The organism is Peribacillus sp. NPDC076916 (genome assembly GCF_050269675.1).
GTDB classification, from domain to species: domain Bacteria; phylum Bacillota; class Bacilli; order Bacillales; family DSM-1321; genus Peribacillus; species Peribacillus aracenensis.
Genome location: NZ_JBNNIU010000004.1, coordinates 451,306 through 466,793, shown reverse-complemented (window position 1 = coordinate 466,793; position 15,488 = coordinate 451,306). Strand labels below are relative to the sequence as shown.

The 15,488-nt window shown below is 43.0% G+C and carries 12 protein-coding genes; 11 read left to right on the top strand and 1 reads right to left on the bottom strand.

The genetic code is table 11. The annotated features are described in order from the left end of the window. The first annotated feature begins 130 nt into the window (after positions 1 to 130). The 10 genes from ACQKFG_RS15985 to ACQKFG_RS15940 all read left to right on the top strand — a co-directional run bounded on the left by ACQKFG_RS15985 (position 131) and on the right by ACQKFG_RS15940 (position 14,027). Positions 131 to 2,260: a heterodisulfide reductase-related iron-sulfur binding cluster gene (locus ACQKFG_RS15985; protein WP_192208094.1), complete on the top strand. Its 2,130-nt coding sequence runs from the start codon at positions 131 to 133 to the stop codon at positions 2,258 to 2,260. Between the two features lie 201 nt (positions 2,261 to 2,461). Further along, complete coding sequence (locus ACQKFG_RS15980) at positions 2,462 to 3,652, top strand: acetyl-CoA C-acetyltransferase (RefSeq protein ID WP_349728659.1); 1,191 nt, start codon at positions 2,462 to 2,464, stop codon at positions 3,650 to 3,652. A gap of 31 nt (positions 3,653 to 3,683) precedes the next feature. Then, positions 3,684 to 4,535, top strand: coding sequence for a 3-hydroxybutyryl-CoA dehydrogenase (locus tag ACQKFG_RS15975; protein ID WP_427560532.1), 852 nt, complete (start codon positions 3,684 to 3,686; stop codon positions 4,533 to 4,535). 35 nt (positions 4,536 to 4,570) lie between these two features. Further along, positions 4,571 to 5,707 (top strand): acyl-CoA dehydrogenase, encoded by a 1,137-nt coding sequence (locus ACQKFG_RS15970; RefSeq protein ID WP_192207275.1) that lies wholly within the window; start codon positions 4,571 to 4,573, stop codon positions 5,705 to 5,707. Positions 5,708 to 5,733: 26 nt separating this feature from the next. Beyond that, positions 5,734 to 6,873, top strand: a complete 1,140-nt coding sequence (locus tag ACQKFG_RS15965; protein ID WP_192207274.1) for an acyl-CoA dehydrogenase — start codon at positions 5,734 to 5,736, stop codon at positions 6,871 to 6,873. 111 nt (positions 6,874 to 6,984) lie between these two features. Further along, on the top strand, positions 6,985 to 7,617 hold the full coding sequence (locus ACQKFG_RS15960) for a TetR/AcrR family transcriptional regulator (RefSeq protein ID WP_098370208.1): 633 nt from the start codon (positions 6,985 to 6,987) through the stop codon (positions 7,615 to 7,617). Positions 7,618 to 7,647: 30 nt separating this feature from the next. Then, positions 7,648 to 10,914: a fused isobutyryl-CoA mutase/GTPase IcmF gene (icmF, locus tag ACQKFG_RS15955; protein WP_427560527.1), complete on the top strand. Its 3,267-nt coding sequence runs from the start codon at positions 7,648 to 7,650 to the stop codon at positions 10,912 to 10,914. Between the two features lie 136 nt (positions 10,915 to 11,050). After that, positions 11,051 to 11,212: a hypothetical protein gene (locus tag ACQKFG_RS15950; protein WP_427560524.1), complete on the top strand. Its 162-nt coding sequence runs from the start codon at positions 11,051 to 11,053 to the stop codon at positions 11,210 to 11,212. Positions 11,213 to 11,425: 213 nt separating this feature from the next. After that, positions 11,426 to 12,007, top strand: coding sequence for a DNA-directed RNA polymerase subunit delta (gene rpoE / locus ACQKFG_RS15945; RefSeq protein ID WP_260285886.1), 582 nt, complete (start codon positions 11,426 to 11,428; stop codon positions 12,005 to 12,007). Between the two features lie 412 nt (positions 12,008 to 12,419). Further along, positions 12,420 to 14,027, top strand: a complete 1,608-nt coding sequence (locus tag ACQKFG_RS15940) for a CTP synthase (RefSeq protein ID WP_192207270.1) — start codon at positions 12,420 to 12,422, stop codon at positions 14,025 to 14,027. A 54-nt stretch (positions 14,028 to 14,081) separates the two neighbouring features. On the opposite strand, the gene ACQKFG_RS15935 is transcribed toward ACQKFG_RS15940, so the two are convergent. Next, positions 14,082 to 14,612, bottom strand: coding sequence for a DUF2529 domain-containing protein (locus ACQKFG_RS15935; RefSeq protein ID WP_192207269.1), 531 nt, complete (start codon positions 14,610 to 14,612; stop codon positions 14,082 to 14,084). A gap of 315 nt (positions 14,613 to 14,927) precedes the next feature. Here ACQKFG_RS15935 and ACQKFG_RS15930 point away from each other — a divergent pair, with 315 nt between their 5' ends. Next, positions 14,928 to 15,299, top strand: a complete 372-nt coding sequence (locus tag ACQKFG_RS15930) for a response regulator (RefSeq protein WP_034315860.1) — start codon at positions 14,928 to 14,930, stop codon at positions 15,297 to 15,299. The last annotated feature ends 189 nt before the right edge of the window (positions 15,300 to 15,488 follow it).

The following is a 15,488-nucleotide window of genomic DNA, read 5'->3' as shown; positions in this document are numbered from 1 at the left end:
AAGAAAAAAGTTGACTGAATGCTCATTCATTATATAATGGAATTAATTAAATTTCAGAAAAATGCCAAATTTCCCAAAAAGGTACCTGGCATTTTGCAATTTACTAAAGAGGGGGAAAGTCTGCATGGAAATGAATGGTTTACTGTGGATCAACTTAGTTGCATTCCTGCTTGTAACCGCTTACGCCGCCGGTTTGTTTGTCTACTTGATAAAGACCCGTATAGCTTATATAAAACTTGGCAAAAAAGTGGAATTTGATAACCGTGTGAAAGATCGTCTTGTTAAAATAGGGGTTTATGTATTTGGACAGAAGAAGCTCTTTAAAGATAAAAAGAGCGGGATCATTCATGCCATGTTATTTTATGGTTTCATTTTAGTGCAATTTGGTGCACTTGACTTTTTCGTTAAAGGCTTAAGGCCGGGGTGGCATTTACCGTTTGGCCCTGTTTATCCAGCCTTTACTTTCTTTCAGGAAATTGTAACGCTTACTGTTCTTGTTGCAATCCTGTGGGCGGCATACCGCCGTTATGTCGAAAAGCTCGTTCGCTTGAAAAGGGATTTCAAAGCAGGTTTGGTTGTCATCTTCATCACCGGTATCATGATCACCGTATTACTGGGGAATGGAATGGGAATGATCTGGCATGGACACGATGCAACTTGGTCAGAGCCAGTCGCATCAAGCATCGCTTTCCTATTCGGCTGGATGGGGTCAACAGCGGCAACAGTCGTTTTTTATGTAGCTTGGTGGCTGCATTTACTGATCATATTATCTTTCCTTGTTTATATCCCGCAATCTAAGCATGCACACTTGATTGCCGGTCCAATAAATGTTTTCCTGAACCGGCTGGACAATCCGGGGAAATTGAAACCGGTTGATTTGGAAGAAGAGGTTTTCGACAAAGAAGGCAACCAATATTACGGTGCCAAATATATTGAAGATTTGACGCAGTACCAAATGGTGGACCTCTATGCCTGTGTGGAGTGCGGGCGCTGTACGAATATGTGTCCAGCTACAGGCACCGGTAAAATGCTGTCACCGATGGATATCATAATCAAGATGCGTGACCATTTAACAAATACAGGCGCTGCCGTTACAACGAAGCAGCCATGGGTGCCATCTTTTGTTTTTGGGAATACGAAGGGAAATAAGATAGCTTTGGCTGGTGCCGCACAGGGGGCGCAGGAATCTGCTGCAGCAACCGAGGCTTACAGTCCGAGCCTGATTGGCGAAGTCATAACGGAAGAAGAGCTTTGGGCTTGTACCACATGCCGGAATTGTGAAGATCAATGCCCGGTAATGAATGAACATGTCGACAAAATCATCGATATGCGCCGTTACCTAGTGTTGACAGAGGGCAGACTTGATCCTGATGCGCAACGTGCCATGACGAATATTGAGCGTCAAGGAAACCCGTGGGGACTGAACCGTAAAGAGAGGGAAGATTGGCGAAGCCTTCGGGAAGATGTCAGCATACCTACCGTGAAGGAATTGAAAAAGGCAGACGAAGAATTCGAGTATTTATTCTGGGTAGGTTCAATGGGATCGTACGATAACCGTAGCCAGAAGATTGCCCTTTCCTTTGCTAAACTATTGAATGAAGCGGGCGTCAAATTTGCAATTCTCGGAAATAAGGAGAAAAACTCAGGGGATACTCCGCGTCGATTGGGTAATGAGTTTGTCTTTCAGGAGCTTGCAATGAAAAATATAGAAGAATTCCAGAAGAATGAAATTAAGAAAATCGTGACGATCGATCCGCATGCATACAATATCTTTAAGAATGAGTATCCGGATTTTGGCTTGGAAGCGGAAGTGTACCATCATACTGAACTGTTAGCCACACTTGTCAGTGAAGGCAGGTTGGTGCCTCAGTATCCCGTGAATGAGACGATTACATTTCACGATTCCTGTTACTTGGGAAGGTACAATGAAGTTTACAGCCCGCCTCGTGAAATCTTGCAGTCCATCGATGGTGTGAAACTTATTGAGATGGAGCGTAATCGCGAGAAGGGAATGTGCTGTGGAGCTGGAGGCGGTTTGATGTGGATGGAAGAGGAAACAGGAAACCGCATTAATGTGGCCCGTACCGAACAAGCGCTAGCCGTCAGTCCAACAGTGATCAGTTCAGGTTGTCCTTATTGCCTGACCATGCTATCTGATGGGACGAAAGCAAAAGAAGTTGAGGAAAATGTTAAAACGTATGATGTAGCTGAACTACTGGAAAAAGCGGTCATTGGTGAAAATAAATCGATTGCCTCTTAATTTTAAATGGAATTGCCTGCTTCTTCTAAATGGTTAGATCAAATGGAAGCAGGCAATATTTTCAAATTTTTTATAAACTAAATATTTTCATTTTTGAGAAAAATGTGTAATATAATATATTATAAAGCGCTTACAACACTATTTTTTTTACTCCAAATTGAGCGAGCGTTCAATCAATGTTACTTATAGGGGGAAATAATGATGGCGAAAACAGTGATTATTAGCGGTGTGAGAACACCTTTTGGTAAATTTGGCGGCGGTCTTAGCAGTTTGACGGCATCACAACTTGGTGGAATAGCGATCAAAGAGGCACTTGTTCGGGCAGGGATCGAAGGCGGCCTGGTAGACGAGGTCATCATGGGGAACGTGCTTCAAGCAGGCCAAGGCCAAATACCGTCCCGTCAGGCGGCCCGACATGCTGGATTGCCTTGGGAAGTGAAAACGGAAACCATTAATAAAGTATGCGCATCAGGACTTCGCAGCGTCACATTGGCTGATCAGATCATTCGCTTAGGAGAAGAAGAAATCATTGTTGCCGGCGGAATGGAATCGATGAGCAATGCGCCTTATATCCTTCCGAAAGCAAGGTGGGGACTAAGGATGGGTGATGGGGAACTGAGGGATACGATGATTTCGGATGGACTAAGCTGCAGCTTTACGGGCGTCCATATGGGGACTTACGGAAACAGTACTGCCGAGGATCTTGAAATCACCCGTGAGGAACAAGATAGCTGGGCTTACGAGAGCCATCAAAAAGCGATAAAGGCAATCGATGGCGGTATTCTCGCAGAAGAAATCATTTCCGTACAGGTGCCGGTACGAAAAGGCGAACCAATTACCATCGAACATGATGAAGCTCCTAGAAAAGATACAACTGCCGGGAAGTTAGCTAAATTAGGTCCAGCCTTCAATAATGAGGGGACCATTACGGCAGGTAATGCACCAGGTGTCAATGATGGGGCAGGTGCACTCGTATTGATGAGTGAGGAACGTGCGGAAAAAGAAGGGAAAACACCTTTTGCCTATATTTTAGGTCATGCAGAAGTAGCGGTGGAAGCAAAGGACTTCCCTAAAACGCCAGGTTTGGTCATAAATGAACTCCTTAAGAAGACAGATAAATCGATAGAGGAAATTGATTTGTTTGAAGTGAACGAAGCATTTGCAGCGGTTGCACTGGCCAGTGGAAAAATTGCCAACATCGAGCCGGGAAAAGTGAATGTTAATGGAGGGGCTGTAGCATTAGGTCACCCAATCGGGGCGAGTGGTGCCCGCATCATCATAACGCTGATGCATGAGCTGAAACGCCGCGGAGGGGGATTGGGCATCGCAGCGATCTGCAGTGGCGGCGGTCAAGGAGATGCCATTTTAATTGAAGTGCCTAAGCAAGGATAATAGTTTCATAGATAAATGAGGGGGGATTTTCATGGGCATTCAAAAAGTGATGGTCATTGGTGCGGGACAGATGGGATCTGGCATTGCCCAGGTCTGTGCAATGAGCGGTTACGAAGTTCTTTTACACGATTTAAAAGTTGAATATGTGGAAAAGGGGTTAGGGACAATTACCAAGAACCTTTCCCGTCAGGTTGAAAAAGGGAAAATGGAATCCGGGGAGAAAGATGCAATCCTTTCCCGGTTGACTTCATCGACGAATTTGAAAAATGCGGCTGAGGTAGATTTAGTGATTGAAGCTGCGGTGGAAAACATGGAAATAAAAACAAAAATATTCGCCGAGCTGGATGAAATCACACCGCAACACATCATTCTTGCCTCCAATACTTCTTCGCTTCCGATAACCGAGATAGCCGCTGCCACGAAAAGGCCGGAAAAGGTAATTGGCATGCATTTTATGAACCCCGTTCCAGTCATGAAGCTGGTTGAGGTCATTCGAGGCCTTGCTACATCGGATGAAGTTTATAAAGAAGTCGAAAAGATGGCTGAATCCTTGAACAAGGTACCGGTGGAAGTCAATGATTTTCCAGGTTTTGTAGCTAATCGGATTTTAATGCCGATGATCAATGAGGCCATCTATACACTATATGAGGGCGTAGCTACTAAAGAGGCGATCGACGACGTAATGAAAATGGGAATGAACCATCCGATGGGCCCGCTTACTCTAGCTGACTTCATTGGGCTGGACACGTGCTTGTATATAATGGAAACCCTTCACCAAGGGCTGGGAGACGATAAATACCGACCGTGTCCGCTGTTAAGGAAATATGTAAAAGCTGGGTGGCTAGGCAAGAAATCAGGACGGGGCTTTTACGAATATAACTAATCATGGAAAGATGTGCAGCTATGGGGGGATGAAGGATGGATTTCAAGTTTACAGAAGAACAGGAAATGATGCGGAAAATGGTAAGCGCTTTTGCGGAGAAAGAGATCACTCCTCATATCGAGGCAATGGAAACAGGCGTGTTTCCAAAAGCGATTCTGCAAAAAATGGGTGAGCTTGGTTTGATGGGAATTCCGATTTCAGAAGAATACGGTGGCGCGGGTATGGACTTCATGTCTTATATCATTGCCATCAATGAGATTTCCAAAGTAAGTCCCACTCTCGGCGTCATACTGTCCGTACATACTTCTGTTGGAACAAATCCAATCGTTTATTTTGGAACGGAAGAGCAGAAGCGAAAGTATGTGCCCAAGTTAGCCGCTGGTAAATATTTAGGCGCCTTTTGCTTGACTGAGCAAAGCTCAGGTTCCGATGCTGCGAGTTTGAAATCGAAGGCAGTGGCAGTCAAGGAAGGCGGAGAATATCGAATAAATGGGTCCAAGGTTTTTATCACCAATGGCGGGGAAGCGGATGTGTTTATTGTTTTTGCTTCAACCGACCCTCAGAAGGGAAGCAAGGGAATCTCTGCTTTTGTCGTGGAAAAAGGGACGCCGGGCTTAATCATCGGCAAAGATGAACGTAAAATGGGCCTTCATGGCTCGAGCACCGTGCAGGTAACGTTCGAGGATATGAAAATCCCTACAGCCAATCTCCTTGGCAAAGAAGGTGAGGGCTTTAAGATCGCAATGGCCAACCTGGATGCTGGAAGGATCGGGATTGCCGCTCAAGCGCTGGGAATTGCTGAGGGTGCCATGGAACATGCTGTCAAATATGCAAAAGACAGGGTGCAATTCGGCAAACCTATTGCACAACAACAAGGAGTTGGTTTCAAACTGGCCGAAATGGCAACGGGCATAGAGGCTTCGAGGCTACTGGTCTATCGGGCGGCTTATTTACGCTCGCAGGGATCGAAGTGCGGTAAAGAGGCGGCAATGGCTAAGTTATTCGCTTCGAGAACGGCTGTCGATGTGGCGATAGAAGCGGTCCAAGTGTTCGGAGGCTATGGATATACAACCGAATATCCGGTTGAACGCTATTTCAGGGATGCAAAGGTAACTGAAATTTATGAGGGTACCAGCGAAATACAGAGAATGGTCATCAGTAAGAATCTATAATCACGAAAAATTTGGAGGGCATATTCATGCAATTTAAACTAACGGAAGAACATGAAATGATCAGGAAAATGGTGCGCGACTTTGCCCAGAATGAAGTGGCTCCGACCGCTGCCGAGAGGGATGAAGAAGAACGATTTGACCGTGAGATCTTCGATAAAATGGCTGAGCTTGGATTGACTGGGATTCCATGGCCTGAGGAATACGGCGGAATCGGCAGCGATTACTTAGCATATTGCATAGCGATTGAGGAACTTTCCCGCGTTTGCGCATCCACTGGGGTGACTTTATCAGCCCATACTTCGCTCGCAGGATGGCCAATATATAAATTTGGGTCTGAAGACCAAAAACAAAAATACCTTCGCCCGATGGCACAGGGTGAAAAAATCGGTGCATACGGACTGACTGAACCTAGCTCAGGCTCAGACGCAGGCGGTATGAGGACGACTGCAAAGCTTGTAGGTGATGAATATGTCATAAGCGGTTCAAAAATCTTCATTACGAACGGCGGGATCGCGGATACATATGTCGTCTTTGCATTGACGGACCCTGAATCGAAACAAAAAGGAACGAGTGCTTTTATCATTGAAAAGGACTTCCCAGGCTTCAGTGTTGGTAAAAAAGAGAAGAAGCTTGGAATCCGTTCATCACCGACCACGGAAATCATCTTTGATGAGTGTCGAGTGCCTAAAGAAAATCTCCTTGGAAAAGAAGGAGAAGGCTTTAAAATTGCGATGATGACGCTTGATGGCGGCCGTAATGGAATTGCAGCCCAAGCTGTAGGCATAGCGCAAGGTGCATTGGATGCCGCGGTTGATTATGCAAAAGAGCGCGTCCAATTCGGCAAGCCAATTTCTGCACAGCAAGGAATCGGTTTTAAATTGGCGGATATGGCAACGGGTGTTGAGGCTTCAAGGCTATTAACCTATCAGGCAGCGTGGTTGGAATCAGTGGGCCTTCCTTATGGAAAAGAATCGGCGATGTCCAAACTTTTTGCTGGTGATACAGCAATGAAAGTGACGACGGAGGCCGTGCAGGTTTTCGGGGGTTATGGATATACAAAGGATTATCCAGTGGAGCGGTATATGCGCGATGCGAAAATAACCCAGATTTACGAGGGTACACAGGAAATTCAAAAGCTGGTCATCTCACGTATGGTTACTAAATAAGGTTGAAACTGAGGTTTTCCGATGAGGCACTGCCTTTACCGGAATTCCCTTTTCAATTTCTTCAGAATGTCTTTGAAAATTGAATAACGGGCTTTCAAAAGGAGTTTGGAAATGGAAAAAAGAGAGGTTCTTGCATCTGTAAAGGATGAGCGGCTGGTTGAAAAAAGGCGTACACAAATGATTAAAGGAGCAGTTACCCTTTTTAAGGAAAAGGGATTTCACCGTACGACTACCAGGGAAATTGCCAAAGCTGCAGGCTTTAGTATTGGCACTTTATACGAGTATATCCGAACCAAGGAAGATATATTATATCTCGTTTGTGACTTTATCTATGATGAAGTCCAGGAAAAGCTTCAGAAAGAAATAGAACAGAGTGACGGGACACTTGAAAGTTTGAAGCTGACGATCGCCTATTTTTATAAAGTGATGGATGATATGCAGGACGAAGTGCTGGTCATGTATCAGGAAGTGAAGGCCCTGACGAAAGATGCTTTACCATATGTTCTGAACAAAGAAATTCGGATGGTTGGCATGTTCGAAAAAGTGATAACGAAATGTGTCGAGAATGGGGAGCTCTCGTTAACGGAAAAACAAATAAGCCTTGTTTCACATAACATTTTCGTTCAGGGACAGATGTGGAGTTTTAGAAGATGGGCTTTGCATAAACAGTATACGCTTCAAGAGTATGTTGAACTGCAGACGCAATTATTGATTCAAAATGTATCGGGTTCCAAAAAGCACTGATATAAATAAGTTTCAATAAGGAGGAGCTATATGAGTACAGTTGAGGTGTATAAACCGAAGAACCATATTAGATTCGTCACAGCTTCGAGTTTATTTGATGGGCATGACGCATCCATCAATATAATGAGGAGAATCCTTCAGTCCAGCGGGGCGGAAGTTATTCACCTAGGTCATAATCGTTCGGTAGAAGAGATCGTGAATGCGGCCATCCAGGAAGATGTTCAAGGCATAGCCATGTCATCTTATCAAGGCGGACATGTGGAATATTTTAAATATATGTATGACCTGCTGAAGGAAAAGGGAGCCGAGCACATTCGGATTTTTGCCGGGGGCGGCGGGGTCATCATCCCAAGGGAAATTAAAGAACTGCATGATTATGGGATTGCCCGTATTTTTTCGCCTGATGAAGGACGGGAATATGGGCTTCAAGGAATGATAAACGTATTGATGGAGGAATGTGATTTCTCGACAGTCAAACCATCTTTACAAGAACGTTTTGATGAATTGATTGCTGGGGGAACAAATGCCATTGCCCAATTTATTACCTTTGCCGAAAATAGACTCGATGTTTTACAGGAATCAGCGGCAGCGGTGGAGAGTCTTTTTGAGCAGATCAAGACTTCCGAAAAGAAGGTTCCCGTTCTAGGAATTACAGGGACTGGCGGCGCTGGAAAAAGTTCATTGACGGATGAATTGATACGAAGGTTCATTAACGAAATTCCAGACGAGAGAGTCGCCATCCTATCTGTGGACCCGACCAAACAGAAAACGGGCGGTGCCCTGCTGGGTGACAGGATCAGGATGAACTCGATCTTTTCAGAGCGTGTTTATATGAGGAGCCTAGCCACGCGCCATTCAAAAAGTGAGTTGTCTTTGGCGATAAAAGATGCCATTTCAGTCGTGAAAGCAGCTGGCTTCGATTTAATCATCGTCGAAACGAGCGGAATTGGTCAGGGAGATGCAGAAATTGCAGAAATATGCGATGTATCCATGTATGTAATGACGAGTGAATTCGGTGCACCTTCTCAACTTGAAAAAATCGATATGATTGATTATGCAGACTTGATAGTCATTAACAAATACGAACGCAAAGGCTCCGAGGATGCAAAAAACCAAGTTCAAAAGCAATACCAAAGGAGCCGTACACTTTTTGATCAAGATCCATCGGAAATGCCAGTATACGGTACGATCGCTTCCCAATTCAATGACCCGGGCACCAATGCATTATTCGCTGCCCTGATTGAAAAGCTTAATGAAAAATCAGGGACGGTTTGGAGTACGTCCTTTTCGAAAGAAGCGGATGTTTACAAGCAAAATGTCATCATTCCTAATGACCGTCGGTATTATTTACGTGAAATCAGTGATACGGTCAGATCGTATCATAAGCGTGCGGCTGACCAGGTACGTATTGCCCGGAGGCTTTTCCAGCTTGAAGGGGCAATTGATGCAATTAAGGAAAATGATAACAACGATGAGATGGTGTCTTCTTTAGAAAAACTGAAAAAGGAAACCGCTTTGAATTTATCACCTGAATCTAAAAAAATCCTTTCTGGATGGATGGATTTAAAAGAAAAGTATGCAGGAGAGCAGTTTGTAACGAAAGTCAGGGATAAAGAAATCGTAACAAAGCTGAAAACCAAAAGTTTATCAGGTTTAATGATTCCGAGAGTATCACTTCCTAAATACGTCGATTATGGAGAGATCTTAGGATGGGTATTCCGTGAAAACGTTCCGGGCTTCTTTCCTTACACAGCGGGAGTCTTTCCATTCAAGCGTGAAGGGGAAGACCCGAAGCGGCAATTTGCCGGTGAAGGATCGCCCGACCGAACCAACAGGCGTTTTCATTATTTGTCAAAGGATGATACCGCTAAACGGCTTAGTACGGCTTTCGATTCTGTAACTTTATATGGCGAGGACCCTGATCACCGGCCTGATATCTATGGAAAGGTAGGGGAAAGCGGAGTCAGTATCTGTACGTTGGATGACATGAAAAAGCTGTATGCAGGCTTTGACCTTTGCCACCCCTCAACATCTGTTTCCATGACCATCAATGGACCGGCACCAATCATTTTGGCCATGTATATGAATACTGCAGTCGATCAGCAGATTCAACGGAAAGAAGAAGAGTTGGGCCGTCCCCTTACTGAAGCCGAAGCTGAAGAAGTGCAGGCTTATACCCTTCAAACGGTACGCGGAACTGTTCAAGCGGATATTCTGAAAGAGGACCAAGGTCAGAATACATGCATCTTCTCTACGGAATTTGCTTTAAGGTTAATGGGGGACATTCAAGCATATTTTATCGATCGGAAGGTCAGGAACTACTACTCTGTATCCATTTCCGGTTATCACATTGCAGAAGCGGGTGCCAATCCCATTTCACAGCTGGCCTTTACATTAGCGAATGGCTTTACTTACATCGAATATTATTTAAGTCGAGGAATGAATATTGATGACTTTGCCCCGAATTTGTCGTTCTTCTTCTCAAATGGACTCGACCCGGAATATACGGTTATCGGGAGGGTGGCGAGAAGGATTTGGGCGACAGTCATGAGGGATAAATATGGTGCGAATGACCGTAGCCAGAAGCTCAAATACCATATACAGACTTCTGGGCGCTCCCTTCATGCGCAGGAAATTGATTTTAATGATATCAGAACGACGCTTCAGGCTTTAATGGCACTGCAGGATAACTGTAACTCCCTGCATACTAATGCGTACGATGAAGCCATCACGACGCCTACCGAAGAATCCGTGCGCCGCGCAATGGCCATACAAATGATCATTACAAAGGAGCATGGTCTCTCAAAAAATGAAAACCCGATGCAAGGTGCCTTCATCGTAGAGGAATTGACGGATCTGGTTGAAGAGGCCGTCCTGCAAGAGTTCGATCGCATCAACGATCGAGGCGGTGTCCTGGGTGCAATGGAGACGCAGTATCAGCGCGGGAAAATTCAGGATGAATCGATGCATTACGAAATGAAAAAGCATACGGGAGAATTGCCAATCATTGGTGTCAATACGTATTTGAATCCAAATCCTCCTTCCGAAGAAGCGGTGAATAGCATGGAAATTGCCCGTGCAACAAAGGATGAAAAAGAAGGGCAAATCATGAATCTCCGGGCATTCCAGGAAAGAAATAAGGGGTTCTCGGATGAGGCGCTAACTAAACTGAAATTGGCAGCAATGAATGGGGAAAATATCTTTGCCGAACTCATGAACTGCGTGAGAGTGGCCAGTCTGGGTCAGATAACGAGGGCGCTATATGATGTAGGCGGTCAATATCGAAGGAATATGTAAATCAAGAAGGGGCCCGAACGTTTAAGGGCCTCTTTTTTAAATAATTCCCCTCTTTTTTAACAAAATGAAGATTTTACCTTATAATTATTTGGAAAAGGGGCAAAAATGAAGAATCAGCCCTATTGGAGTTGAGGAAATGAACCTGAAAATGATTGTATTAATCTTAGGTTACATTCTTGCCATCATTTTTTTATTTGAACTGTATGAGCATCAACTGGGCGCCATTTCTTTTTTTATCATGACGGTTGTCTTTTTTACCGCAGCCTATCGTCAGAAATCCAAAAAGAAAAAGGAATGATCTATACCTTTTTGGTTTTCTTTGAATGATAGACAATTAGGTAAATGTGTGAAAGTATCATATAGAACTAGCATAAACCCAATTAGATTGTTTATAATGGAGTATATGTCTAGCAGGAATTGTCGTTATTTTATCGAAATACTGTTTTAGATTATTTTTTTATGTGAAAAAACACGGAATTCAGTGTTTGAATAGAGAAGGGAAGTGCGGAATTTGAGTTTAAAACAATACTCAAAAGAGCAATTGTTGGAAATGTCCTTAATAGAGATGGCATATGATTTGTTAGTGGAAAGAAATGAACCGATTCCATTTAAAGACTTAATAAGTGAATTAGCTTCACTGCACCATTTATCTAAAGCGGAAGTGGAAAAGAAAATTGCACAATTCTATACGGATTTAAATGTGGATGGCCGTTTCACTTCACTTGGTGACAACCGCTGGGGATTGAAAACATGGTACCCGGTTGACCAAATCGAAGAAGAAGTCGTACATGTTGTAAAACCTAAAAAGAAAAAGAAAGCCAAAAAGGCAGCTGTCGTTATCGACGATTTCGATGAACTGGAAGACGAAGACCTTGACTTTGAAGAAGATATCGATGATCTGGACGAGGATGAAGATGACGACGATGATGATATTCTAGGTTCTCCAGTCATCGACGAAGTGCTTTTGGATGATGACGTGGATGATGACGACGATCTGGAAGAAGAAATAATCGAAGATGATGCATTTGTCCTGGAAGATGATGAAGATGAAGATGAAGACGCAGATGACTTGGATGAAGAGGATGAGAAATAAATAATCGCCCTTGACTTTTTGAGGCGAAATTTGTAGAATCATTTTTGGGCTCCTTAAAAAAGGACACAATGATTAAATTATATCGCTCCCTTACTTTTATTGTAAGCGGAGCGTTTTTGTTTTTAATGATGGAATGAATAAATGACATCATTTTTTTATTTTTAAAAATGATTTCTCGTAGAATTGTAAAAACTATAGAGAACATTATTATGTTTACGTCATTTAAGGAAATTTATTCTTGTTCATGTATCCTGCATGACTCTCTCTAAAGACCTTTAAGTGATTAATGGTTTGTACTGGTTTACGGTTTTTTAGCTTTTAACCGCCCATGTGGCGGAAGATTCGATTCAGGTTCCGATTCAATGATATGAAGAACAGAATTGGAAGAAAACATTCTATAGGAGGATATAAGATGACAAAATATATTTTTGTGACAGGTGGAGTAGTTTCTTCCTTGGGAAAAGGGATAACGGCCGCTTCTTTAGGTAGATTATTAAAAAATAGGGGATTGAATGTTACGATCCAGAAGTTTGACCCTTATATTAACTTGGATCCTGGTACGATGAGTCCATATCAACATGGTGAAGTGTTTGTAACGGATGATGGTGCTGAAACGGATTTGGATTTGGGACACTATGAGCGTTTCATTGATATCAACCTTGGTAAACACAGTAATGTGACTACAGGAAGGATTTATTCAACCGTCCTTAGGAAAGAACGCCGTGGCGATTATCTAGGTGGAACGGTTCAAGTCATTCCCCATATCACGAATGAAATTAAAGAACGCGTTTTCCGTTCAGGCAATGAAACGAATGCTGATATAGTCATCACTGAAATTGGCGGTACTGTAGGGGATATCGAATCTCTTCCATTCCTTGAAGCGATTCGCCAAATCAAGAGTGATATCGGCATCAATAATGTTATGTATATCCATTGTACACTGGTTCCTTACATCAAAGCTGCTGGTGAAATGAAAACAAAACCGACACAGCATAGTGTAAAAGAATTACGCAGTCTGGGCATTCAGCCAAATATCATCGTTGCACGTACAGAAAGCCCGATTTCACAAGATATGAAGGATAAAATCGCTTTATTCTGCGATATCGATAAAAAATCCGTTATCGAATGTCTTGATGCGGATACACTTTACTCCATCCCTCTTGCGCTCCAAGCACAAAATATGGACCAAATCGTTTGTGACCACTTGCAATTGGACTGTGGCGAAGCGGATATGGAAGATTGGAAGGAACTAGTCAAAAAGGTGACTTCTTTATCGAAGAAAACGAAAATCGCCTTAGTCGGAAAATATGTTGAATTACAAGATGCTTATCTTTCTGTAGTGGAAGCACTTAAGCATGCTGGTTACGCATTTGATGCAGATGTTGAAATCGACTGGGTGAATTCCGAAGACGTAACTAAAGAAAATGTTGCTGAACTTCTTCAAGATGCAGATGGAATCCTCGTCCCTGGCGGATTTGGAGATCGTGGAATTGAAGGGAAAATTGCAGCGACCGAATATGCCCGCACGACAAAAAAACCATTCTTCGGAATATGCTTAGGCATGCAGTTGGCGTCCATCGAGTATGCACGCAACGTCCTGGGATTGCCAGAAGCGCATTCAGCTGAAATTAAGGAAGATACTCCAGATCCAATCATCGATCTTCTTCCGGAGCAGAAGGATGTAGAAGATTTGGGCGGAACACTGCGTCTTGGTCTGTATCCATGTAAGCTTATCGAAGGAACTAAAGCGTACGAAGCGTACAACGACGAGGTCGTTTATGAACGCCATCGTCACCGTTATGAATTCAATAACCACTACCGTCAAGCTATGGAAGAGGCAGGATTCGTGTTCTCCGGTACAAGTCCAGATGGTCGTCTAGTTGAAATCATTGAACTAAAAGATCATCCTTGGTTTGTGGCTTCTCAATTCCATCCCGAATTCACGTCACGTCCTAACCGTCCGCAGCCGCTATTCCGTGATTTTGTCGGTATGTCATTAAAGCACGGCAAAAACCTTTAATAAATAAAAAAAACAGCCCATGTGGCTGTTTTTTTTGTGTTTTGGATGAAGACATCATTCTTCATCTTCATATTCTTTTATGATTTCTTCAAGAGTGAATTTAATCCCATAATAAGCGAAAAGAGCGGCAATGAGGGTAGGGTACCCATATCGATTTCCAGTTTCATCGGGAATCAATCCCCGTTGGATGCGTAGATCAATATGAACGTCAGCCAACTCCAAAAGAGAATCTTCTTCAGAAGGGACGGATGTAGAAACTGCAACAAATGGTATATCTTTTTCCTTGAGTTGTTTTGCCAGCATCAATGCTTCAGAATCGGCCGAATGGCGGCTGAATATAAGAAATCGATCTTCCCTGGAAATGGTTTCTCCTAATTCATATCTTTTTGCCTTGGGAAAGGGTTCTGCCCCATTCAAAGCCTCGGCAGTGACGCCCTGCATTTCACCAAAACCATGAATGAACACAGAACCGTCCCCAACCGCAGCCTGAGCGAGCAAGCGTCCGGCATCCTCCATTTCAAATGCCTCATTTTCAATCATTTTTTTAAATAAACCGCTTATCTGTGTCGAGAAAATTTTTAACATGATCAGGGACTCCTTTAAAAAATAATATACTTATTATAATGGACTTTCCTTTGCATTGACAGGTTTCAGGGCTATTGACCCGGAAGGACTGAATTTACTAAATCGGTCGAAAAAACAAAAAAATTGAAATTCCTTTTAGCCATAAGGCAGGAATTTTGTTACAATTATCGAATATGAACATAGAAATCATGATGGAATAAATGCGTTGGATCTCAAGTGATTTAACGCAATCTATGTAACTACCCTTTTTCGGGTATTATGGCCGAATAGGCTAATATATTTTATTGATGAATCGGGAAGGGGAGAGGTGATAAAATGCCAGGGAAAATATTGATTGTTGATGATCAATTCGGGATTCGTATTTTATTGAACGAGGTTTTACATAAAGAAGGGTATGAAACATTTCAAGCGGCTAATGGCATTCAAGCCTTGGAAGTGCTAAATAATCATTCACCTGATCTGGTATTGCTGGATATGAAGATTCCGGGAATGGATGGCATTGAGATCTTGAAAAGGATGAAAGTCGTCGATCCGGACATCCGGGTTATCATCATGACGGCATATGGTGAACTTGATATGATTCAGGAAGCAAAGGATTTAGGGGCAATGACACATTTTGCAAAGCCGTTTGATATTGATGATATTAGAAAGGCCGTTCGAGAATACTTACCGATTCAATCAAGTTAACGGTCTTGAAAATTTAATATTATTGACGGGGAAATTGCCGCGGCTATCTTTTTTTAGATGGGCCGTGTTTTTTTGGAATAAAATTTGAGGCATGGAATAGTGCTAATTGTTGCTGTTTTTTTGATGTATTGATATCCTAAAAGAGGAGAGATATTCTGATTTATAAGCGTATGCTACTTTGGTTTTAGG

What these genes read in the sequence shown, in the direction of transcription:
- ACQKFG_RS15980 (WP_349728659.1), top strand. Translation starts at nt 2,462, where the DNA reads ATGGCGAAAACAGTGATTATTAGCGGTGTGAGAACACCTTTTGGTAAA.
- ACQKFG_RS15940 (WP_192207270.1), top strand. Translation starts at nt 12,420, where the DNA reads ATGACAAAATATATTTTTGTGACAGGTGGAGTAGTTTCTTCCTTGGGA.
- icmF (WP_427560527.1), top strand. Translation starts at nt 7,648, where the DNA reads ATGAGTACAGTTGAGGTGTATAAACCGAAGAACCATATTAGATTCGTC.
- ACQKFG_RS15935 (WP_192207269.1), bottom strand. Translation starts at nt 14,612, where the DNA reads ATGTTAAAAATTTTCTCGACACAGATAAGCGGTTTATTTAAAAAAATG.
- ACQKFG_RS15965 (WP_192207274.1), top strand. Translation starts at nt 5,734, where the DNA reads ATGCAATTTAAACTAACGGAAGAACATGAAATGATCAGGAAAATGGTG.
- ACQKFG_RS15975 (WP_427560532.1), top strand. Translation starts at nt 3,684, where the DNA reads ATGGGCATTCAAAAAGTGATGGTCATTGGTGCGGGACAGATGGGATCT.
- ACQKFG_RS15970 (WP_192207275.1), top strand. Translation starts at nt 4,571, where the DNA reads ATGGATTTCAAGTTTACAGAAGAACAGGAAATGATGCGGAAAATGGTA.
- ACQKFG_RS15950 (WP_427560524.1), top strand. Translation starts at nt 11,051, where the DNA reads ATGAACCTGAAAATGATTGTATTAATCTTAGGTTACATTCTTGCCATC.
- ACQKFG_RS15985 (WP_192208094.1), top strand. Translation starts at nt 131, where the DNA reads ATGAATGGTTTACTGTGGATCAACTTAGTTGCATTCCTGCTTGTAACC.
- ACQKFG_RS15930 (WP_034315860.1), top strand. Translation starts at nt 14,928, where the DNA reads ATGCCAGGGAAAATATTGATTGTTGATGATCAATTCGGGATTCGTATT.
- ACQKFG_RS15960 (WP_098370208.1), top strand. Translation starts at nt 6,985, where the DNA reads ATGGAAAAAAGAGAGGTTCTTGCATCTGTAAAGGATGAGCGGCTGGTT.